The sequence below is a fragment of the Escherichia sp. WS547 genome (genome assembly GCF_046486065.1).
GTDB lineage: Bacteria > Pseudomonadota > Gammaproteobacteria > Enterobacterales > Enterobacteriaceae > Escherichia > Escherichia coli.
This window is the reverse complement of the sequence record NZ_JBJQMA010000015.1, coordinates 89,643-102,254: the sequence shown is the minus strand read 5'-3', so window position 1 is coordinate 102,254 and position 12,612 is coordinate 89,643. Positions and strand designations below refer to the sequence as shown.

16 protein-coding genes are annotated in these 12,612 nt (G+C 55.1%); 11 read left to right on the top strand and 5 right to left on the bottom strand.

Going from position 1 to position 12,612, the window contains the following annotated elements:
* Positions 1 to 11 precede the first annotated feature (11 nt).
* Genes hypE through hypA form a run of 5 tightly spaced genes read right to left on the bottom strand, consistent with a single transcriptional unit; the run spans position 12 to position 3,629 of the window.
* On the bottom strand, positions 12 to 1,022 hold the full coding sequence (gene hypE / locus ACJHWK_RS14760) for a hydrogenase maturation carbamoyl dehydratase HypE (protein ID WP_001521142.1): 1,011 nt from the start codon (positions 1,020 to 1,022) through the stop codon (positions 12 to 14).
* Positions 1,019 to 2,140: a hydrogenase formation protein HypD gene (gene hypD, locus ACJHWK_RS14755; RefSeq protein ID WP_001212997.1), complete on the bottom strand. Its 1,122-nt coding sequence runs from the start codon at positions 2,138 to 2,140 to the stop codon at positions 1,019 to 1,021. The genes hypE and hypD overlap by 4 nt, the downstream gene beginning before the upstream one ends.
* Positions 2,140 to 2,412 carry a hydrogenase 3 maturation protein HypC gene (gene hypC, locus ACJHWK_RS14750; protein WP_000334881.1) on the bottom strand — a complete coding sequence of 91 codons (273 nt, stop codon included), beginning with the start codon at positions 2,410 to 2,412 and terminating at the stop codon, positions 2,140 to 2,142. The genes hypD and hypC overlap by 1 nt, the downstream gene beginning before the upstream one ends.
* Positions 2,403 to 3,275 carry a hydrogenase nickel incorporation protein HypB gene (gene hypB, locus ACJHWK_RS14745; RefSeq protein ID WP_000337682.1) on the bottom strand — a complete coding sequence of 291 codons (873 nt, stop codon included), beginning with the start codon at positions 3,273 to 3,275 and terminating at the stop codon, positions 2,403 to 2,405. Before hypB ends, hypC begins: the two co-directional genes overlap by 10 nt.
* 3 nt (positions 3,276 to 3,278) lie before the next feature.
* Positions 3,279 to 3,629 carry a hydrogenase maturation nickel metallochaperone HypA gene (gene hypA, locus ACJHWK_RS14740; protein ID WP_001299100.1) on the bottom strand — a complete coding sequence of 117 codons (351 nt, stop codon included), beginning with the start codon at positions 3,627 to 3,629 and terminating at the stop codon, positions 3,279 to 3,281.
* A 211-nt stretch (positions 3,630 to 3,840) separates the two neighbouring features.
* On the opposite strand from hypA, the gene hycA reads away from it, so the two are divergent.
* The 11 genes from hycA to ACJHWK_RS14685 all read left to right on the top strand — a co-directional run bounded on the left by hycA (position 3,841) and on the right by ACJHWK_RS14685 (position 12,597).
* Entirely contained in the window at positions 3,841 to 4,302 is a 462-nt protein-coding gene (hycA, locus tag ACJHWK_RS14735; protein WP_000158056.1) for a formate hydrogenlyase regulator HycA, read from the top strand.
* Positions 4,303 to 4,426: 124 nt separating this feature from the next.
* Entirely contained in the window at positions 4,427 to 5,038 is a 612-nt protein-coding gene (gene hycB / locus ACJHWK_RS14730; protein WP_001079186.1) for a formate hydrogenlyase subunit HycB, read from the top strand.
* Positions 5,035 to 6,861: a formate hydrogenlyase subunit 3 gene (hycC, locus tag ACJHWK_RS14725; protein WP_001521141.1), complete on the top strand. Its 1,827-nt coding sequence runs from the start codon at positions 5,035 to 5,037 to the stop codon at positions 6,859 to 6,861. Before hycB ends, hycC begins: the two co-directional genes overlap by 4 nt.
* Positions 6,862 to 6,863: 2 nt before the next feature.
* Positions 6,864 to 7,787 carry a formate hydrogenlyase subunit HycD gene (gene hycD, locus ACJHWK_RS14720; protein WP_000115226.1) on the top strand — a complete coding sequence of 308 codons (924 nt, stop codon included), beginning with the start codon at positions 6,864 to 6,866 and terminating at the stop codon, positions 7,785 to 7,787.
* Between the two features lie 17 nt (positions 7,788 to 7,804).
* Positions 7,805 to 9,514, top strand: a complete 1,710-nt coding sequence (gene hycE / locus ACJHWK_RS14715; RefSeq protein WP_001521140.1) for a formate hydrogenlyase subunit HycE — start codon at positions 7,805 to 7,807, stop codon at positions 9,512 to 9,514.
* Positions 9,515 to 9,523: 9 nt separating this feature from the next.
* Positions 9,524 to 10,066, top strand: a complete 543-nt coding sequence (gene hycF / locus ACJHWK_RS14710; RefSeq protein WP_000493785.1) for a formate hydrogenlyase subunit HycF — start codon at positions 9,524 to 9,526, stop codon at positions 10,064 to 10,066.
* Complete coding sequence (gene hycG / locus ACJHWK_RS14705) at positions 10,066 to 10,833, top strand: formate hydrogenlyase subunit HycG (RefSeq protein ID WP_000067399.1); 768 nt, start codon at positions 10,066 to 10,068, stop codon at positions 10,831 to 10,833. Before hycF ends, hycG begins: the two co-directional genes overlap by 1 nt.
* Entirely contained in the window at positions 10,830 to 11,240 is a 411-nt protein-coding gene (gene hycH / locus ACJHWK_RS14700; protein ID WP_001291918.1) for a formate hydrogenlyase assembly protein HycH, read from the top strand. The genes hycG and hycH overlap by 4 nt, the downstream gene beginning before the upstream one ends.
* Positions 11,233 to 11,703, top strand: coding sequence for a hydrogenase maturation peptidase HycI (gene hycI / locus ACJHWK_RS14695; RefSeq protein ID WP_000132961.1), 471 nt, complete (start codon positions 11,233 to 11,235; stop codon positions 11,701 to 11,703). Before hycH ends, hycI begins: the two co-directional genes overlap by 8 nt.
* A gap of 166 nt (positions 11,704 to 11,869) precedes the next feature.
* Complete coding sequence (locus ACJHWK_RS14690) at positions 11,870 to 12,181, top strand: type II toxin-antitoxin system HigB family toxin (RefSeq protein WP_001521139.1); 312 nt, start codon at positions 11,870 to 11,872, stop codon at positions 12,179 to 12,181.
* On the top strand, positions 12,178 to 12,597 hold the full coding sequence (locus ACJHWK_RS14685) for a type II toxin-antitoxin system HigA family antitoxin (protein ID WP_000126294.1): 420 nt from the start codon (positions 12,178 to 12,180) through the stop codon (positions 12,595 to 12,597). The genes ACJHWK_RS14690 and ACJHWK_RS14685 overlap by 4 nt, the downstream gene beginning before the upstream one ends.
* Positions 12,598 to 12,612: the final 15 nt, after the last annotated feature.

Below are 12,612 nucleotides of genomic sequence, written 5' to 3'. Positions count from 1 at the left end.
TTAGAATTTTATTAGCATATACGCGGAAGCGGTTCGGCGTGCGGTAGATCGAGGGTTCGTTTCACGCCATACAGACCGGCAAGACGAACACCTTTACGTTCCACCACTTCACCAATCAGCGCCGCGTCTTTTCCCAGTGGATGGGAATGTAACGCTGCCAGCACTTGCTCTGCCGCGTTGCGTTCAACGGCGATCACCAGTTTGCCTTCGTTGGCAAAGTTAAGGGCGTCCAGTCCCAGCAGTTCGGTAACGCCGCGCACAGCAGGTTTAACCGGCAGTGCCGCTTCTGAAATTTCAATACCGCAACCGCAGGCTGCCGCGAACTCATGAACTACCGCGTTCACACCACCACGGGTGGCATCACGCAGCGCTTTCACGCCGGGAATGTCACGCAGCGTCTGAATAAGCGGCGTCAGCACCGCGCAGTCGCTGACCAGTTCGCCATCCAGCCCCAGCTGCTCACGCAGGTTAAGGATAGTCGCCCCGTGGTCGCCGAGTGTACCGCTAACCAGCAATACATCGCCTGCGGTTAGCGTCTGTGCGCCCCAGTGAATATTCGCCGGAATTGCGCCCATGCCAGCGGTGTTGATAAACAGTTTATCTGCCGCGCCGCGCTGCACCACTTTAGTATCGCCAGTGACGATGGCAATGCCTGCCGCGCGGGCGGTTTCTGCCATGCTGGTCACTACGGCTTTCAGTGTCTCCATCGGCAATCCTTCTTCGAGGATAAAGCCACAGGAGAGATAGCGCGGAATAGCGCCACTGACCGCTACGTCATTCGCGGTGCCGCAAATCGCCAGCTTGCCGATATTACCGCCAGGAAAGAACAGCGGGTCAATGACGTAACTGTCGGTGGAGAACGCCAGACGGTCGCCTTCCGCTACCAGCTGCGCCAGATCAAGACGGGCCTGATCTTCCTGCTCTGCCAGCCACGGGTTGGCAAAGGCTTCCATAAACAGGCTGTTGATTAATTGCTGCATCGCCTGGCCGCCGCTACCGTGGGCGAGTTGGATATTATTCACGCTTCACTCTCCTGCTGACGATACTGATACCACGCGGCGCACGCTCCTTCGGAGGAAACCATCAGCGCACCAAACGCGGTTTGAGGATTACAGGTGTTACCAAACAGCGGGCATTGATGCGGCTTACATTTGCCCGTTAATACTTCGCCACAACGTGCGCGCGGGTCATCGCAGACCTGCTGCGGTGCCGGGCGGAAATGCGCTTCGGCATCGAATCGTTGATAATCCGGCGTCAGGTGTACACCAGAAGATTCAATCACGCCTAAGCCGCGCCATTCGCTGTCGCCGTTGACACAGAACACATCGGCAATCGCCTGTTGCGCCAGCAGGTTACCGGCATCCGGCACCACCCGACGATACTGATTCTCTACCTTGCTGTGGGCCGCTATTTTCTGCTCCACCAGCATGACCACGCCTTGCAGTAGATCAAGGGGTTCGAAACCAGCGACCACCAGCGGACGATGAAAATCGCTGGCGATAAAATTATAGGCATCAGTGCCGATAACCATACTAACGTGACCGGGCGCAAGAAACGCGTCGATACCGTTATCCGGCTCTTCCAGCAAACTGCGCAGCGTCGGGATAAGCGTAATATGCTGGCAGAAGAAGTAAAAATTCTGCACATCACGCGCTTTCGCCTGTTGCAGAGTGATGGCCGTCGTCGGCATGGTGGTTTCAAAACCTAAGCCGAAGAACACCACTTTGCGGGTTGGATTCTCCTGCGCCAGTTTCAACGCATCCATCGGCGAGTAAACGATGCGCACATCGGCACCGCGTGCTTTTGCCTGCAACAGCGATCCCTGTTTCCCCGGCACGCGCATGGCGTCGCCAAAGGTACAGAAGATGACTTCCGGATGGCTGGCAATCTCCACGCAGGTGTCGATTCTACCCATCGGCAGTACACACACCGGGCAACCGGGACCGTGGATAAACTCAACGTTTTCCGGCAGCAACTGGTCGAGGCCGAATTTAAAAATGGCGTGGGTATGACCACCGCACACTTCCATAATCCGCAGAGGGCGTTCGGCGGTGTAAGAGAGATGTGAAGCACGTTCGCGCAGATGCTCAATTAACTGCATCACCTGTTCCGGCGAGCGATATTCATCAACAAAACGCATTATTTTTCCTCGCCATACAACAGCGCACCGACATCCGGCTCAACGTCAAACATGTTTTGTAAGGCGTCGAGAGTGTCGCGCGCTTCGGCTTCATTAATTACGCTCATGGCAAAGCCAACGTGAACCAGTACCCACTGGCCCACGCGCGGCTGACCGTTTTCATCGCAGCTGCCGACTAACGTTAAATCGACATCGCGCTGAATGCCGCAGACGTCGACTTTCGCCTGGTTGCCGTCAATGGTGCGGATCTGGCCGGGAACGCCTATGCACATCGCTGTGTCTCCAGCCAGTTCAGCCACTGGTCCATCCCTTCGCCGCTGGTGGCGGAAATAAGGATGATTTCAATTTCTGGATTGACTTCGCGGGCGCAGGCGATGCACTTCTCAACGTCAAAGTTGAGATACGGCAGCAAGTCAACTTTGTTGAGCAGCATCAGCGAAGCTGCGGCAAACATATGCGGATATTTCAGCGGTTTGTCTTCACCTTCGGTAACGGAAAGCACCGCCACTTTGTGTTTTTCACCGAGATCGAAGCTGGCCGGGCACACGAGGTTGCCGACGTTTTCGATAAACAGAATACCGTTATCGTCCAGTGGCAGGCGCGGTGCGGCGTCGGCAATCATCTGTGCGTCAAGATGGCAGCCTTTACCGGTATTCACCTGAATCGCTGGTGTGCCGGTAGCGCGAATGCGTGCGGCATCGTTCACGGTTTGCTGATCGCCTTCAATAACCGCGCACGGAACGCTGTCTTTCAGGCGCATTAAGGTTTCCGTCAGCAGGGTGGTTTTACCGGAACCAGGGCTGGAAACCAGGTTGAGCACCAGTTGCTTGCGGGCAGCAAAGCGCGCGCGGTTGCGTTCAGCCAGACGGTTATTTTTGTCCAGCACGTCAATTTCGACTTCCAGCATCCGACGCTGGCTCATGCCCGGCGCGTGAGTGCCCGCTTCGCCATGACCGTAATGCAGGTCGCCTTCTTCAGTCTGGCTGGGGGTAAATTCAGGCGTTTTAATGCCGGTGATTTTCATCTTCGGGCGTGCCGCCGGGGCAAATGGCGCGCTACGAAACGCGGAATGAGGGTTATGTTCATCACCCTCGATATACAGGTTGCCTTCACCGCAACCGCATGTTGTACACATCGCTCACTCCTGGTCTATTTCTATCCGCCGAATCTGTAAACCGTCGTCTGCCACAATCTGTAGCATGTCACCATGACACTGTGGACAGCGGCGGACGCGCTGGGTCAGTAGCGTCACATACTGTTGGCATGTTTCACACCAGCATTCGGCCTCTTGTTCTTCGAGGTGCAGTTTACAACCTTCCGCCACGCTGCCGCGGCAAACCAGATCAAAACAAAAGGCAAGAGAGCTGGTTTCGACACAAGAAAATGCGCCAATTTTGAGCCAGACCCCAGTTACGCGTTTTGCGCCGTGTTTTGCGGCCTGCTGTTCGATCAATTCCAGTGCCCGTTGGCAGAGGGTTATTTCGTGCATATCGCCTCCCATTAACTATTGCCAGCTACAAGCAATAATTGTGCCAGTGTTGATTATCCCTGCGGTGAATAATGTCGATGATGTCGAAATGACACGTCGACACGGCGACGAAATTCATCTTTAGCTTAAAAATCGCTTTAATAACAATAAATTAAAAGTTGGCACAAAAAATGCTTAAAGCTGGCATCTCTGTTAAACGGGTAACCTGACAATGACTATTTGGGAAATAAGCGAGAAAGCCGATTACATCGCACAGCGGCATCGTCGCCTACAGGACCAGTGGCACATCTACTGCAATTCGCTGGTTCAGGGGATCACGTTATCGAAAGCGCGCCTGCATCACGCCATGAGCTGCGCGCCGGACAAAGAACTCTGTTTCGTCCTTTTTGAACATTTTCGCATTTACGTCACCCTGGCGGATGGCTTTAACAGCCACACCATCGAGTATTACGTCGAAACAAAAGATGGTGAAGACAAACAGCGGATTGCGCAGGCGCAACTGAGCATTGACGGCATGATTGATGGCAAGGTCAACATCCGCGATCGCGAACAGGTTCTGGAACACTATCTCGAAAAAATCGCTGGCGTTTACGACAGCTTATACACCGCCATTGAAAACAATGTGCCGGTGAATTTAAGCCAACTGGTAAAGGGACAAAGCCCGGCAGCATGAGCTGAGGCTTTGCCCGTTTTGCAGGCGTTACGCCTGTTTGGGGATGGGCGTGTCGATGAGTGTCGAAAATGACATTTCATCGGCATGTTTTCGTCAAAAATGACAATCACCTGAGGAATGCCTGGTGAATCGTTTTGTAATTGCTGACTCCACGCTCTGTATCGGCTGCCACACCTGTGAGGCCGCCTGTTCAGAGACGCATCGCCAGCACGGCCTGCAATCAATGCCGCGCCTGCGAGTGATGCTCAATGAAAAAGAATCTGCGCCGCAGCTCTGTCACCACTGTGAAGATGCGCCCTGTGCGGTGGTCTGCCCGGTTAACGCCATCACCCGCGTTGATGGGGCCGTGCAGTTGAATGAAAGCCTGTGCGTAAGCTGCAAACTGTGCGGCATCGCCTGCCCGTTTGGCGCAATTGAATTTTCCGGCAGCCGTCCGCTGGATATTCCGGCAAACGCCAATACCCCGAAAGCGCCACCGGCACCGCCTGCTCCGGCGCGTGTCAGCACATTGCTTGACTGGGTGCCAGGTATTCGCGCGATCGCCGTCAAATGTGACCTTTGTAGCTTTGATGAACAAGGTCCGGCCTGCGTGCGGATGTGCCCGACTAAAGCCCTGCATCTGGTGGATAACACCGATATCGCCCGCGTCAGCAAACGTAAGCGTGAGCTGACCTTTAACACGGACTTTGGCGATCTCACCTTGTTTCAGCAGGCTCAAAGTGGAGAGGCTAAATGAGCGCAATTTCCCTGATCAATAGCGGCGTGGCGTGGTTTGTCGCCGCCGCTGTTCTGGCATTTCTCTTTTCTTTTCAAAAGGCGCTAAGCGGCTGGATAGCCGGAATTGGCGGCGCGGTGGGTAGTCTGTATACGGCAGCCGCGGGCTTCACTGTACTGACTGGCGCGGTTGGCGTGAGCGGTGCGCTGTCGCTGGTAAGCTACGATGTGCAAATCTCTCCGCTTAACGCGATTTGGCTGATTACGCTCGGCCTGTGCGGTCTGTTTGTCAGCCTCTACAACATTGACTGGCATCGCCACGCGCAGGTGAAGTGCAACGGCTTGCAGATCAATATGTTGATGGCTGCTGCCGTCTGTGCTGTCATCGCCAGCAACCTCGGTATGTTCGTGGTAATGGCAGAAATCATGGCCTTGTGCGCGGTGTTCCTCACCAACAACAGCAAAGAGGGCAAACTGTGGTTTGCACTGGGGCGTCTTGGCACTCTGCTGCTGGCGATTGCTTGCTGGCTGCTGTGGCAGCGTTACGGCACGCTGGATCTGCGCCTGCTGGATATGCGTATGCAACAGCTGCCGCTCGGTTCCGATATCTGGCTGCTCGGTGTGATTGGCTTTGGCCTGCTGGCCGGGATTATTCCGCTGCACGGCTGGGTGCCGCAGGCACATGCTAACGCCTCTGCGCCAGCTGCCGCGTTGTTTTCCACGGTAGTCATGAAAATTGGCCTGCTGGGCATTTTAACCCTGTCACTGCTGGGCGGTAATGCACCGCTGTGGTGGGGAATCGCGCTGCTGGTGCTCGGCATGATCACCGCGTTCGTCGGTGGTCTGTATGCGTTGATGGAACACAACATCCAGCGCCTGCTGGCTTACCACACCCTGGAAAATATCGGCATTATCCTGCTGGGGCTGGGCGCTGGCGTAACGGGTATCGCGCTCGAACAACCGGCGCTGATTGCTCTTGGCCTGGTCGGTGGTCTGTACCATCTGCTTAACCATAGCCTGTTCAAAAGCGTACTTTTCCTCGGGGCGGGGAGCGTCTGGTTCCGTACCGGTCATCGCGATATCGAAAAACTCGGTGGTATTGGCAAGAAAATGCCGGTTATCTCCATCGCCATGTTAGTTGGGCTGATGGCAATGGCTGCGTTGCCGCCGCTGAACGGGTTTGCCGGGGAATGGGTTATCTATCAATCCTTCTTCAAACTGAGCAATAGTGGCGCGTTTGTTGCCCGTCTGCTGGGGCCGCTGCTCGCAGTGGGTCTGGCAATTACCGGTGCGCTAGCGGTGATGTGTATGGCGAAAGTCTATGGCGTCACGTTCCTCGGCGCGCCGCGTACCAAAGAAGCCGAAAACGCCACCTGTGCGCCGCTCCTGATGAGCGTAAGCGTAGTGGCACTGGCGATTTGCTGCGTAATTGGCGGTGTTGCTGCGCCGTGGCTGCTGCCGATGCTCTCTGCTGCTGTACCTCTGCCGCTGGAGCCTGCTAACACCACCGTTTCTCAACCCATGATCACGTTGCTGCTGATTGCCTGCCCGCTGCTGCCATTCATCATTATGGCGATTTGCAAAGGCGACCGTTTGCCGTCGCGTTCCCGCGGCGCGGCCTGGGTGTGCGGCTACGACCACGAAAAATCAATGGTGATTACCGCTCACGGTTTTGCCATGCCGGTGAAACAGGCGTTTGCGCCAGTGCTGAAACTGCGCAAATGGCTGAATCCGGTGTCGCTGGTGCCGGGCTGGCAGTGCGAAGGCAGTGCGTTGCTGTTCCGCCGGATGGCGCTGGTTGAACTGGCGGTGCTGGTGGTGATTATTGTTTCACGAGGAGCCTGAGAATGAGTGTTTTATATCCGTTAATTCAGGCGCTGGTGTTATTTGCCGTTGCGCCGCTGCTCTCCGGTATAACCCGCGTGGCGCGCGCCCGCTTGCATAACCGTCGCGGGCCGGGCGTGTTGCAGGAGTATCGCGACATTATCAAACTGCTGGGTCGCCAGAGCGTTGGCCCGGATGCCTCCGGCTGGGTGTTCCGCCTGACGCCGTATGTGATGGTGGGCGTCATGCTGACTATCGCTACTGCGCTGCCGGTGGTGACCGTTGGTTCTCCGCTGCCGCAGCTGGGCGATTTGATCACTTTACTGTATCTCTTTGCCATCGCGCGTTTCTTCTTTGCCATTTCTGGTCTGGATACCGGTAGCCCGTTTACCGCTATCGGCGCGAGCCGTGAAGCGATGCTTGGCGTGCTGGTTGAACCGATGCTGCTGCTTGGTCTGTGGGTCGCCGCACAGGTTGCCGGTTCTACCAACATCAGCAACATCACCGACACCGTTTATCACTGGCCGCTGAGCCAGAGCATTCCGCTGGTGCTGGCGCTTTGTGCCTGTGCATTCGCCACCTTTATCGAAATGGGCAAACTGCCGTTCGACCTGGCGGAAGCCGAGCAGGAGTTGCAGGAAGGTCCGCTCTCTGAGTATAGCGGCAGCGGCTTTGGCGTCATGAAATGGGGTATCAGCCTGAAACAGCTGGTGGTGTTGCAGATGTTCGTCGGGGTGTTTATTCCGTGGGGACAAATGGAAACCTTCACCGTCGGTGGGCTGCTGCTGGCGCTGGTGATTGCCATCGTCAAACTGGTGGTTGGCGTCCTGGTTATCGCGCTGTTCGAAAACAGCATGGCCCGTCTGCGTCTTGATATTACTCCGCGCATTACCTGGGCTGGGTTTGGCTTTGCATTTTTAGCGTTCGTCTCCTTGCTGGCGGCGTGATTAAAGAGAGTTTGAGCATGTCTGAAGAAAAATTAGGTCAACATTATCTCGCTGCGCTGAATGAGGCATTTCCGGGCGTCGTGCTGGACCACGCCTGGCAGACCAAAGATCAGCTGACCGTGACCGTGAAGGTGAACTACCTGCCGGAAGTGGTGGAGTTTCTCTACTACAAGCAGGGGGGCTGGCTGTCGGTGCTGTTTGGTAACGACGAACGCAAACTTAATGGTCATTACGCCGTTTACTACGTGCTGTCGATGGAGAAGGGCACCAAATGCTGGATAACCGTGCGCGTTGAAGTTGACGCCAACAAACCGGAATATCCGTCCGTAACGCCGCGCGTTCCGGCGGCGGTATGGGGCGAGCGTGAAGTGCGCGATATGTACGGTTTGATTCCGGTAGGGCTGCCGGATGAACGTCGTCTGGTGCTGCCGGATGACTGGCCGGATGAACTTTATCCGCTGCGTAAAGACAGCATGGATTATCGTCAACGTCCGGCACCGACTACCGATGCTGAAACCTACGAGTTCATCAACGAACTGGGCGACAAGAAAAACAACGTCGTGCCGATTGGTCCGCTGCACGTCACTTCCGACGAACCGGGTCACTTCCGTCTGTTCGTCGATGGCGAAAACATTATCGACGCCGACTACCGCCTGTTCTATGTCCATCGCGGCATGGAAAAACTGGCGGAAACCCGCATGGGTTACAACGAAGTGACCTTCCTCTCTGACCGTGTGTGCGGGATCTGCGGCTTTGCTCACAGCACCGCCTACACCACGTCGGTGGAAAACGCGATGGGTATTCAGGTGCCAGAACGTGCGCAGATGATCCGCGCCATTCTGCTGGAGGTAGAACGCCTGCACTCGCATCTGCTCAACCTCGGCCTCGCCAGTCACTTTACCGGCTTCGACTCCGGCTTTATGCAGTTCTTCCGCGTGCGTGAAACCTCCATGAAAATGGCAGAGATCCTTACCGGTGCGCGTAAAACCTACGGCCTGAACCTGATCGGCGGAATTCGTCGCGATCTGCTGAAAGATGACATGATCCAGACCCGCCAGTTGGCGCAACAGATGCGTCGTGAAGTGCAGGAGCTGGTGGATGTGCTGCTGAGCACACCGAACATGGAACAGCGTACTGTCGGCATTGGTCGTCTGGACCCGGAAATCGCCCGCGATTTCAGTAACGTTGGCCCGATGGTCCGCGCCAGCGGTCACGCCCGCGATACCCGTGCCGATCACCCGTTTGTTGGTTATGGCCTGCTGCCAATGGAAGTCCACAGCGAGCAGGGCTGCGACGTTATTTCCCGTCTGAAAGTGCGTATCAACGAGGTCTATACCGCGCTGAACATGATCGACTACGGTCTGGATAACCTGCCGGGCGGTCCGCTGATGGTGGAAGGCTTTACCTATATTCCGCACCGTTTTGCGCTGGGCTTTGCCGAAGCGCCGCGCGGCGACGATATCCACTGGAGCATGACCGGCGACAACCAGAAGCTGTACCGCTGGCGCTGCCGTGCCGCGACCTACGCGAACTGGCCGACCCTGCGCTACATGCTGCGCGGCAACACCGTTTCCGATGCGCCGCTGATTATCGGTAGCCTGGACCCTTGCTACTCCTGTACCGACCGCATGACCGTGGTCGATGTGCGTAAGAAGAAGAGCAAAGTGGTGCCGTACAAAGAACTCGAGCGTTACAGCATTGAGCGTAAAAACTCGCCGCTGAAATAAGGAATCGCCATGTTTACCTTTATCAAAAAAGTTATCAAAACCGGCACGGCGACCTCGTCTTATCCGCTGGAGCCGATTGCGGTTGATAAAAACTTCCGTGGTAAGCCAGAGCAGAACCCGCAGCAGTGCATCGGCTGCGCGGCCTGCGTCAATGCCTGCCCGTCAAACGCCTTAACGGTTGAAACTGACCTCGCCACAGGAGAGCTTGCCTGGGAGTTTAATCTCGGGCGCTGCATCTTCTGTGGACGCTGCGAAGAAGTTTGCCCGACGGCGGCGATTAAGCTGTCGCAAGAGTACGAACTGGCGGTGTGGAAGAAAGAAGACTTCCTGCAACAGTCCCGCTTCGCGCTGTGCAACTGTCGCGTCTGCAATCGTCCTTTCGCCGTCCAGAAAGAGATCGACTACGCCATTGCGCTGCTCAAGCACAACGGCGACAGCCGCGCGGAAAACCACCGCGAAAGCTTTGAGACTTGCCCGGAATGTAAGCGCCAGAAATGCCTGGTGCCGTCCGACCGTATTGAACTGACTCGCCATATGAAAGAGGCCATCTGATGAGCAATTTATTAGGCCCCCGTGACGCCAACGGCATTCCGGTCCCGATGACGGTGGATGAATCCATCGCCAGCATGAAGGCGTCGTTACTGAAAAAAATCAAACGTTCTGCCTACGTTTACCGCGTGGACTGCGGCGGCTGCAACGGCTGCGAAATCGAAATTTTCGCCACGCTTTCGCCGCTGTTTGATGCAGAACGCTTCGGCATTAAAGTCGTTCCTTCACCGCGTCATGCGGATATTTTACTGTTTACCGGCGCGGTCACCCGTGCAATGCGATCCCCTGCGCTGCGTGCGTGGCAGTCCGCGCCGGACCCGAAAATTTGTATCTCCTACGGTGCCTGCGGTAACAGCGGCGGGATCTTCCACGATCTCTACTGCGTGTGGGGCGGTACGGATAAAATCGTCCCGGTGGATGTTTATATCCCTGGCTGCCCGCCAACGCCTGCCGCCACGCTGTACGGCTTTGCAATGGCGCTCGGCCTGCTGGAGCAGAAAATTCACGCCCGTGGGCCGGGTGAGCAGGATGAACAACCGGCGGAGATCCTGCATGGCGATATGGTGCAGCCGCTGCGCGTGAAAGTGGATCGCGAAGCTCGCCGCCTGGCGGGTTACCGTTACGGTCGCCAGATTGCCGATGACTTCCTGACACAGTTAGGGCAGGGCGAAGAGCAGGTTGCACGCTGGCTGGAAGCGGAAAACGATCCGCGTCTGAACGAGATTGTCAGCCATCTGAATCATGTTGTTGAAGAGGCGCGTATCCGATGAGTGAAAAGGTGGTGTTCAGTCAACTGAGCCGTAAATTTATTGATGAGAACGATGCCACGCCCGCCGAGGCGCAGCAGGTGGTCTATTACAGCCTGGCGATTGGTCACCACCTTGGGGTTATCGATTGCCTGGAAGCGGCGCTCACCTGTCCGTGGGATGAATATCTGGCATGGATTGCCACTCTGGAGGCGGGCAGCGAAGCCCGCCGCAAAATGGAAGGCGTGCCGAAATATGGTGAGATCGTCATCGACATTAACCATGTGCCGATGCTGGCCAACGCATTCGATAAAGCCCGGGCTGCGCAAACTTCGCAGCAGAAGGAATGGAGTACAATGCTGTTAAGTATGCTGCATGATATTCATCAGGAAAACGCCATCTATTTGATGGTGAGGAGATTGCGTGACTGACGTTTTACTCTGTGTTGGCAATAGCATGATGGGCGATGATGGCGCAGGTCCGCTGCTGGCGGAAAAGTGCGCCGCCGCGCCGAAAGGTAACTGGGTGGTGATTGACGGCGGTAGCGCACCGGAAAACGACATTGTCGCTATTCGCGAACTGCGCCCGACACGACTGCTGATTGTCGACGCCACGGATATGGGGCTAAACCCCGGCGAGATCCGCATCATCGATCCGGATGATATCGCCGAGATGTTTATGATGACTACCCATAACATGCCGTTGAACTACCTTATCGACCAGTTAAAAGAAGACATTGGCGAAGTGATTTTCCTCGGCATCCAGCCGGATATCGTCGGCTTTTACTACCCGATGACCCAGCCGATTAAAGATGCGGTAGAAACCGTTTATCAACGACTGGAAGGCTGGGAAGGGAATGGCGGATTCGCGCAGTTAGCGGTGGAAGAAGAGTAGTTCGTAGACAAACATGTTCACGTTTTGGAATTTGGACGTGCAATTGTGACGTGTAGACGGGTGTTTACATATTGTGAACACCCGTGTGATCAACTACTATAGGAAAATAAATCCGAAGGAATGGTAGTCCAGGTTTAGTCATTCAGGCGCTAATAAGGAAGTTAAAATGCACATCATTTCGAAAGCGCCATTTGAAGAGTGTGCGCGCAAATATCCTAACGACGCTCTGGCTCTATACTCATTGTATCGGGTTATTAAGGAAACGGATTTTTCTACACCAGAAGAAATGCGAACGGCGTTTCCCAACCTCGACAATTTTAGATATCGCAACAAATGGTACGTTCTGGATGTCGGCGGGAACAATCTTAGGGTTATTGCCTACATAAACTTTGTTAATAAGCGGTTCTTTGTGAAGCACATAACGAATCACGCAGAGTATGACAAACTGACACGTTACTACAGAGAGAACAAAGAATGACTGCTAATGCTGCACGCGCTGTTAAAGCAACAAGAGAACTGGTCAATGCAGTCCCCTTTCTGGGAGGTAGTGACTCAGAAGATGATTATCGTGAAGCACTGGAACTGGTCGAATATTTGATTGAAGAAGATGACACCAATCCACTTATCGACTTTCTGGCGAGCCGCATTGCAGAATATGAAAACAACAACGAAAAGTTTGCCGAGTTCGACAAAGCCGTTGCAGCAATGCCGGTTGGCGTGGCGTTACTTCGTACGCTGATTGATCAACATAATCTGACCTACGCGGATTTGAAGAACGAAATCGGCTCTAAATCCCTGGTCAGTCAGATTTTGTCTGGGCAACGATCCCTGACGATATCCCACATTAAGGCACTTTCAGCCCGATTTGGTGTTAAGCCGGAATGGTTTCTTTGATTTTGACTGATGCCA

What these genes read in the sequence shown, in the direction of transcription:
- hypD (WP_001212997.1), bottom strand. Translation starts at nt 2,140, where the DNA reads ATGCGTTTTGTTGATGAATATCGCTCGCCGGAACAGGTGATGCAGTTA.
- hypC (WP_000334881.1), bottom strand. Translation starts at nt 2,412, where the DNA reads ATGTGCATAGGCGTTCCCGGCCAGATCCGCACCATTGACGGCAACCAG.
- hypB (WP_000337682.1), bottom strand. Translation starts at nt 3,275, where the DNA reads ATGTGTACAACATGCGGTTGCGGTGAAGGCAACCTGTATATCGAGGGT.
- hypA (WP_001299100.1), bottom strand. Translation starts at nt 3,629, where the DNA reads ATGCACGAAATAACCCTCTGCCAACGGGCACTGGAATTGATCGAACAG.
- hycA (WP_000158056.1), top strand. Translation starts at nt 3,841, where the DNA reads ATGACTATTTGGGAAATAAGCGAGAAAGCCGATTACATCGCACAGCGG.
- hycC (WP_001521141.1), top strand. Translation starts at nt 5,035, where the DNA reads ATGAGCGCAATTTCCCTGATCAATAGCGGCGTGGCGTGGTTTGTCGCC.
- hycD (WP_000115226.1), top strand. Translation starts at nt 6,864, where the DNA reads ATGAGTGTTTTATATCCGTTAATTCAGGCGCTGGTGTTATTTGCCGTT.
- hycE (WP_001521140.1), top strand. Translation starts at nt 7,805, where the DNA reads ATGTCTGAAGAAAAATTAGGTCAACATTATCTCGCTGCGCTGAATGAG.
- hycF (WP_000493785.1), top strand. Translation starts at nt 9,524, where the DNA reads ATGTTTACCTTTATCAAAAAAGTTATCAAAACCGGCACGGCGACCTCG.
- hycG (WP_000067399.1), top strand. Translation starts at nt 10,066, where the DNA reads ATGAGCAATTTATTAGGCCCCCGTGACGCCAACGGCATTCCGGTCCCG.
- hycH (WP_001291918.1), top strand. Translation starts at nt 10,830, where the DNA reads ATGAGTGAAAAGGTGGTGTTCAGTCAACTGAGCCGTAAATTTATTGAT.
- ACJHWK_RS14690 (WP_001521139.1), top strand. Translation starts at nt 11,870, where the DNA reads ATGCACATCATTTCGAAAGCGCCATTTGAAGAGTGTGCGCGCAAATAT.
- ACJHWK_RS14685 (WP_000126294.1), top strand. Translation starts at nt 12,178, where the DNA reads ATGACTGCTAATGCTGCACGCGCTGTTAAAGCAACAAGAGAACTGGTC.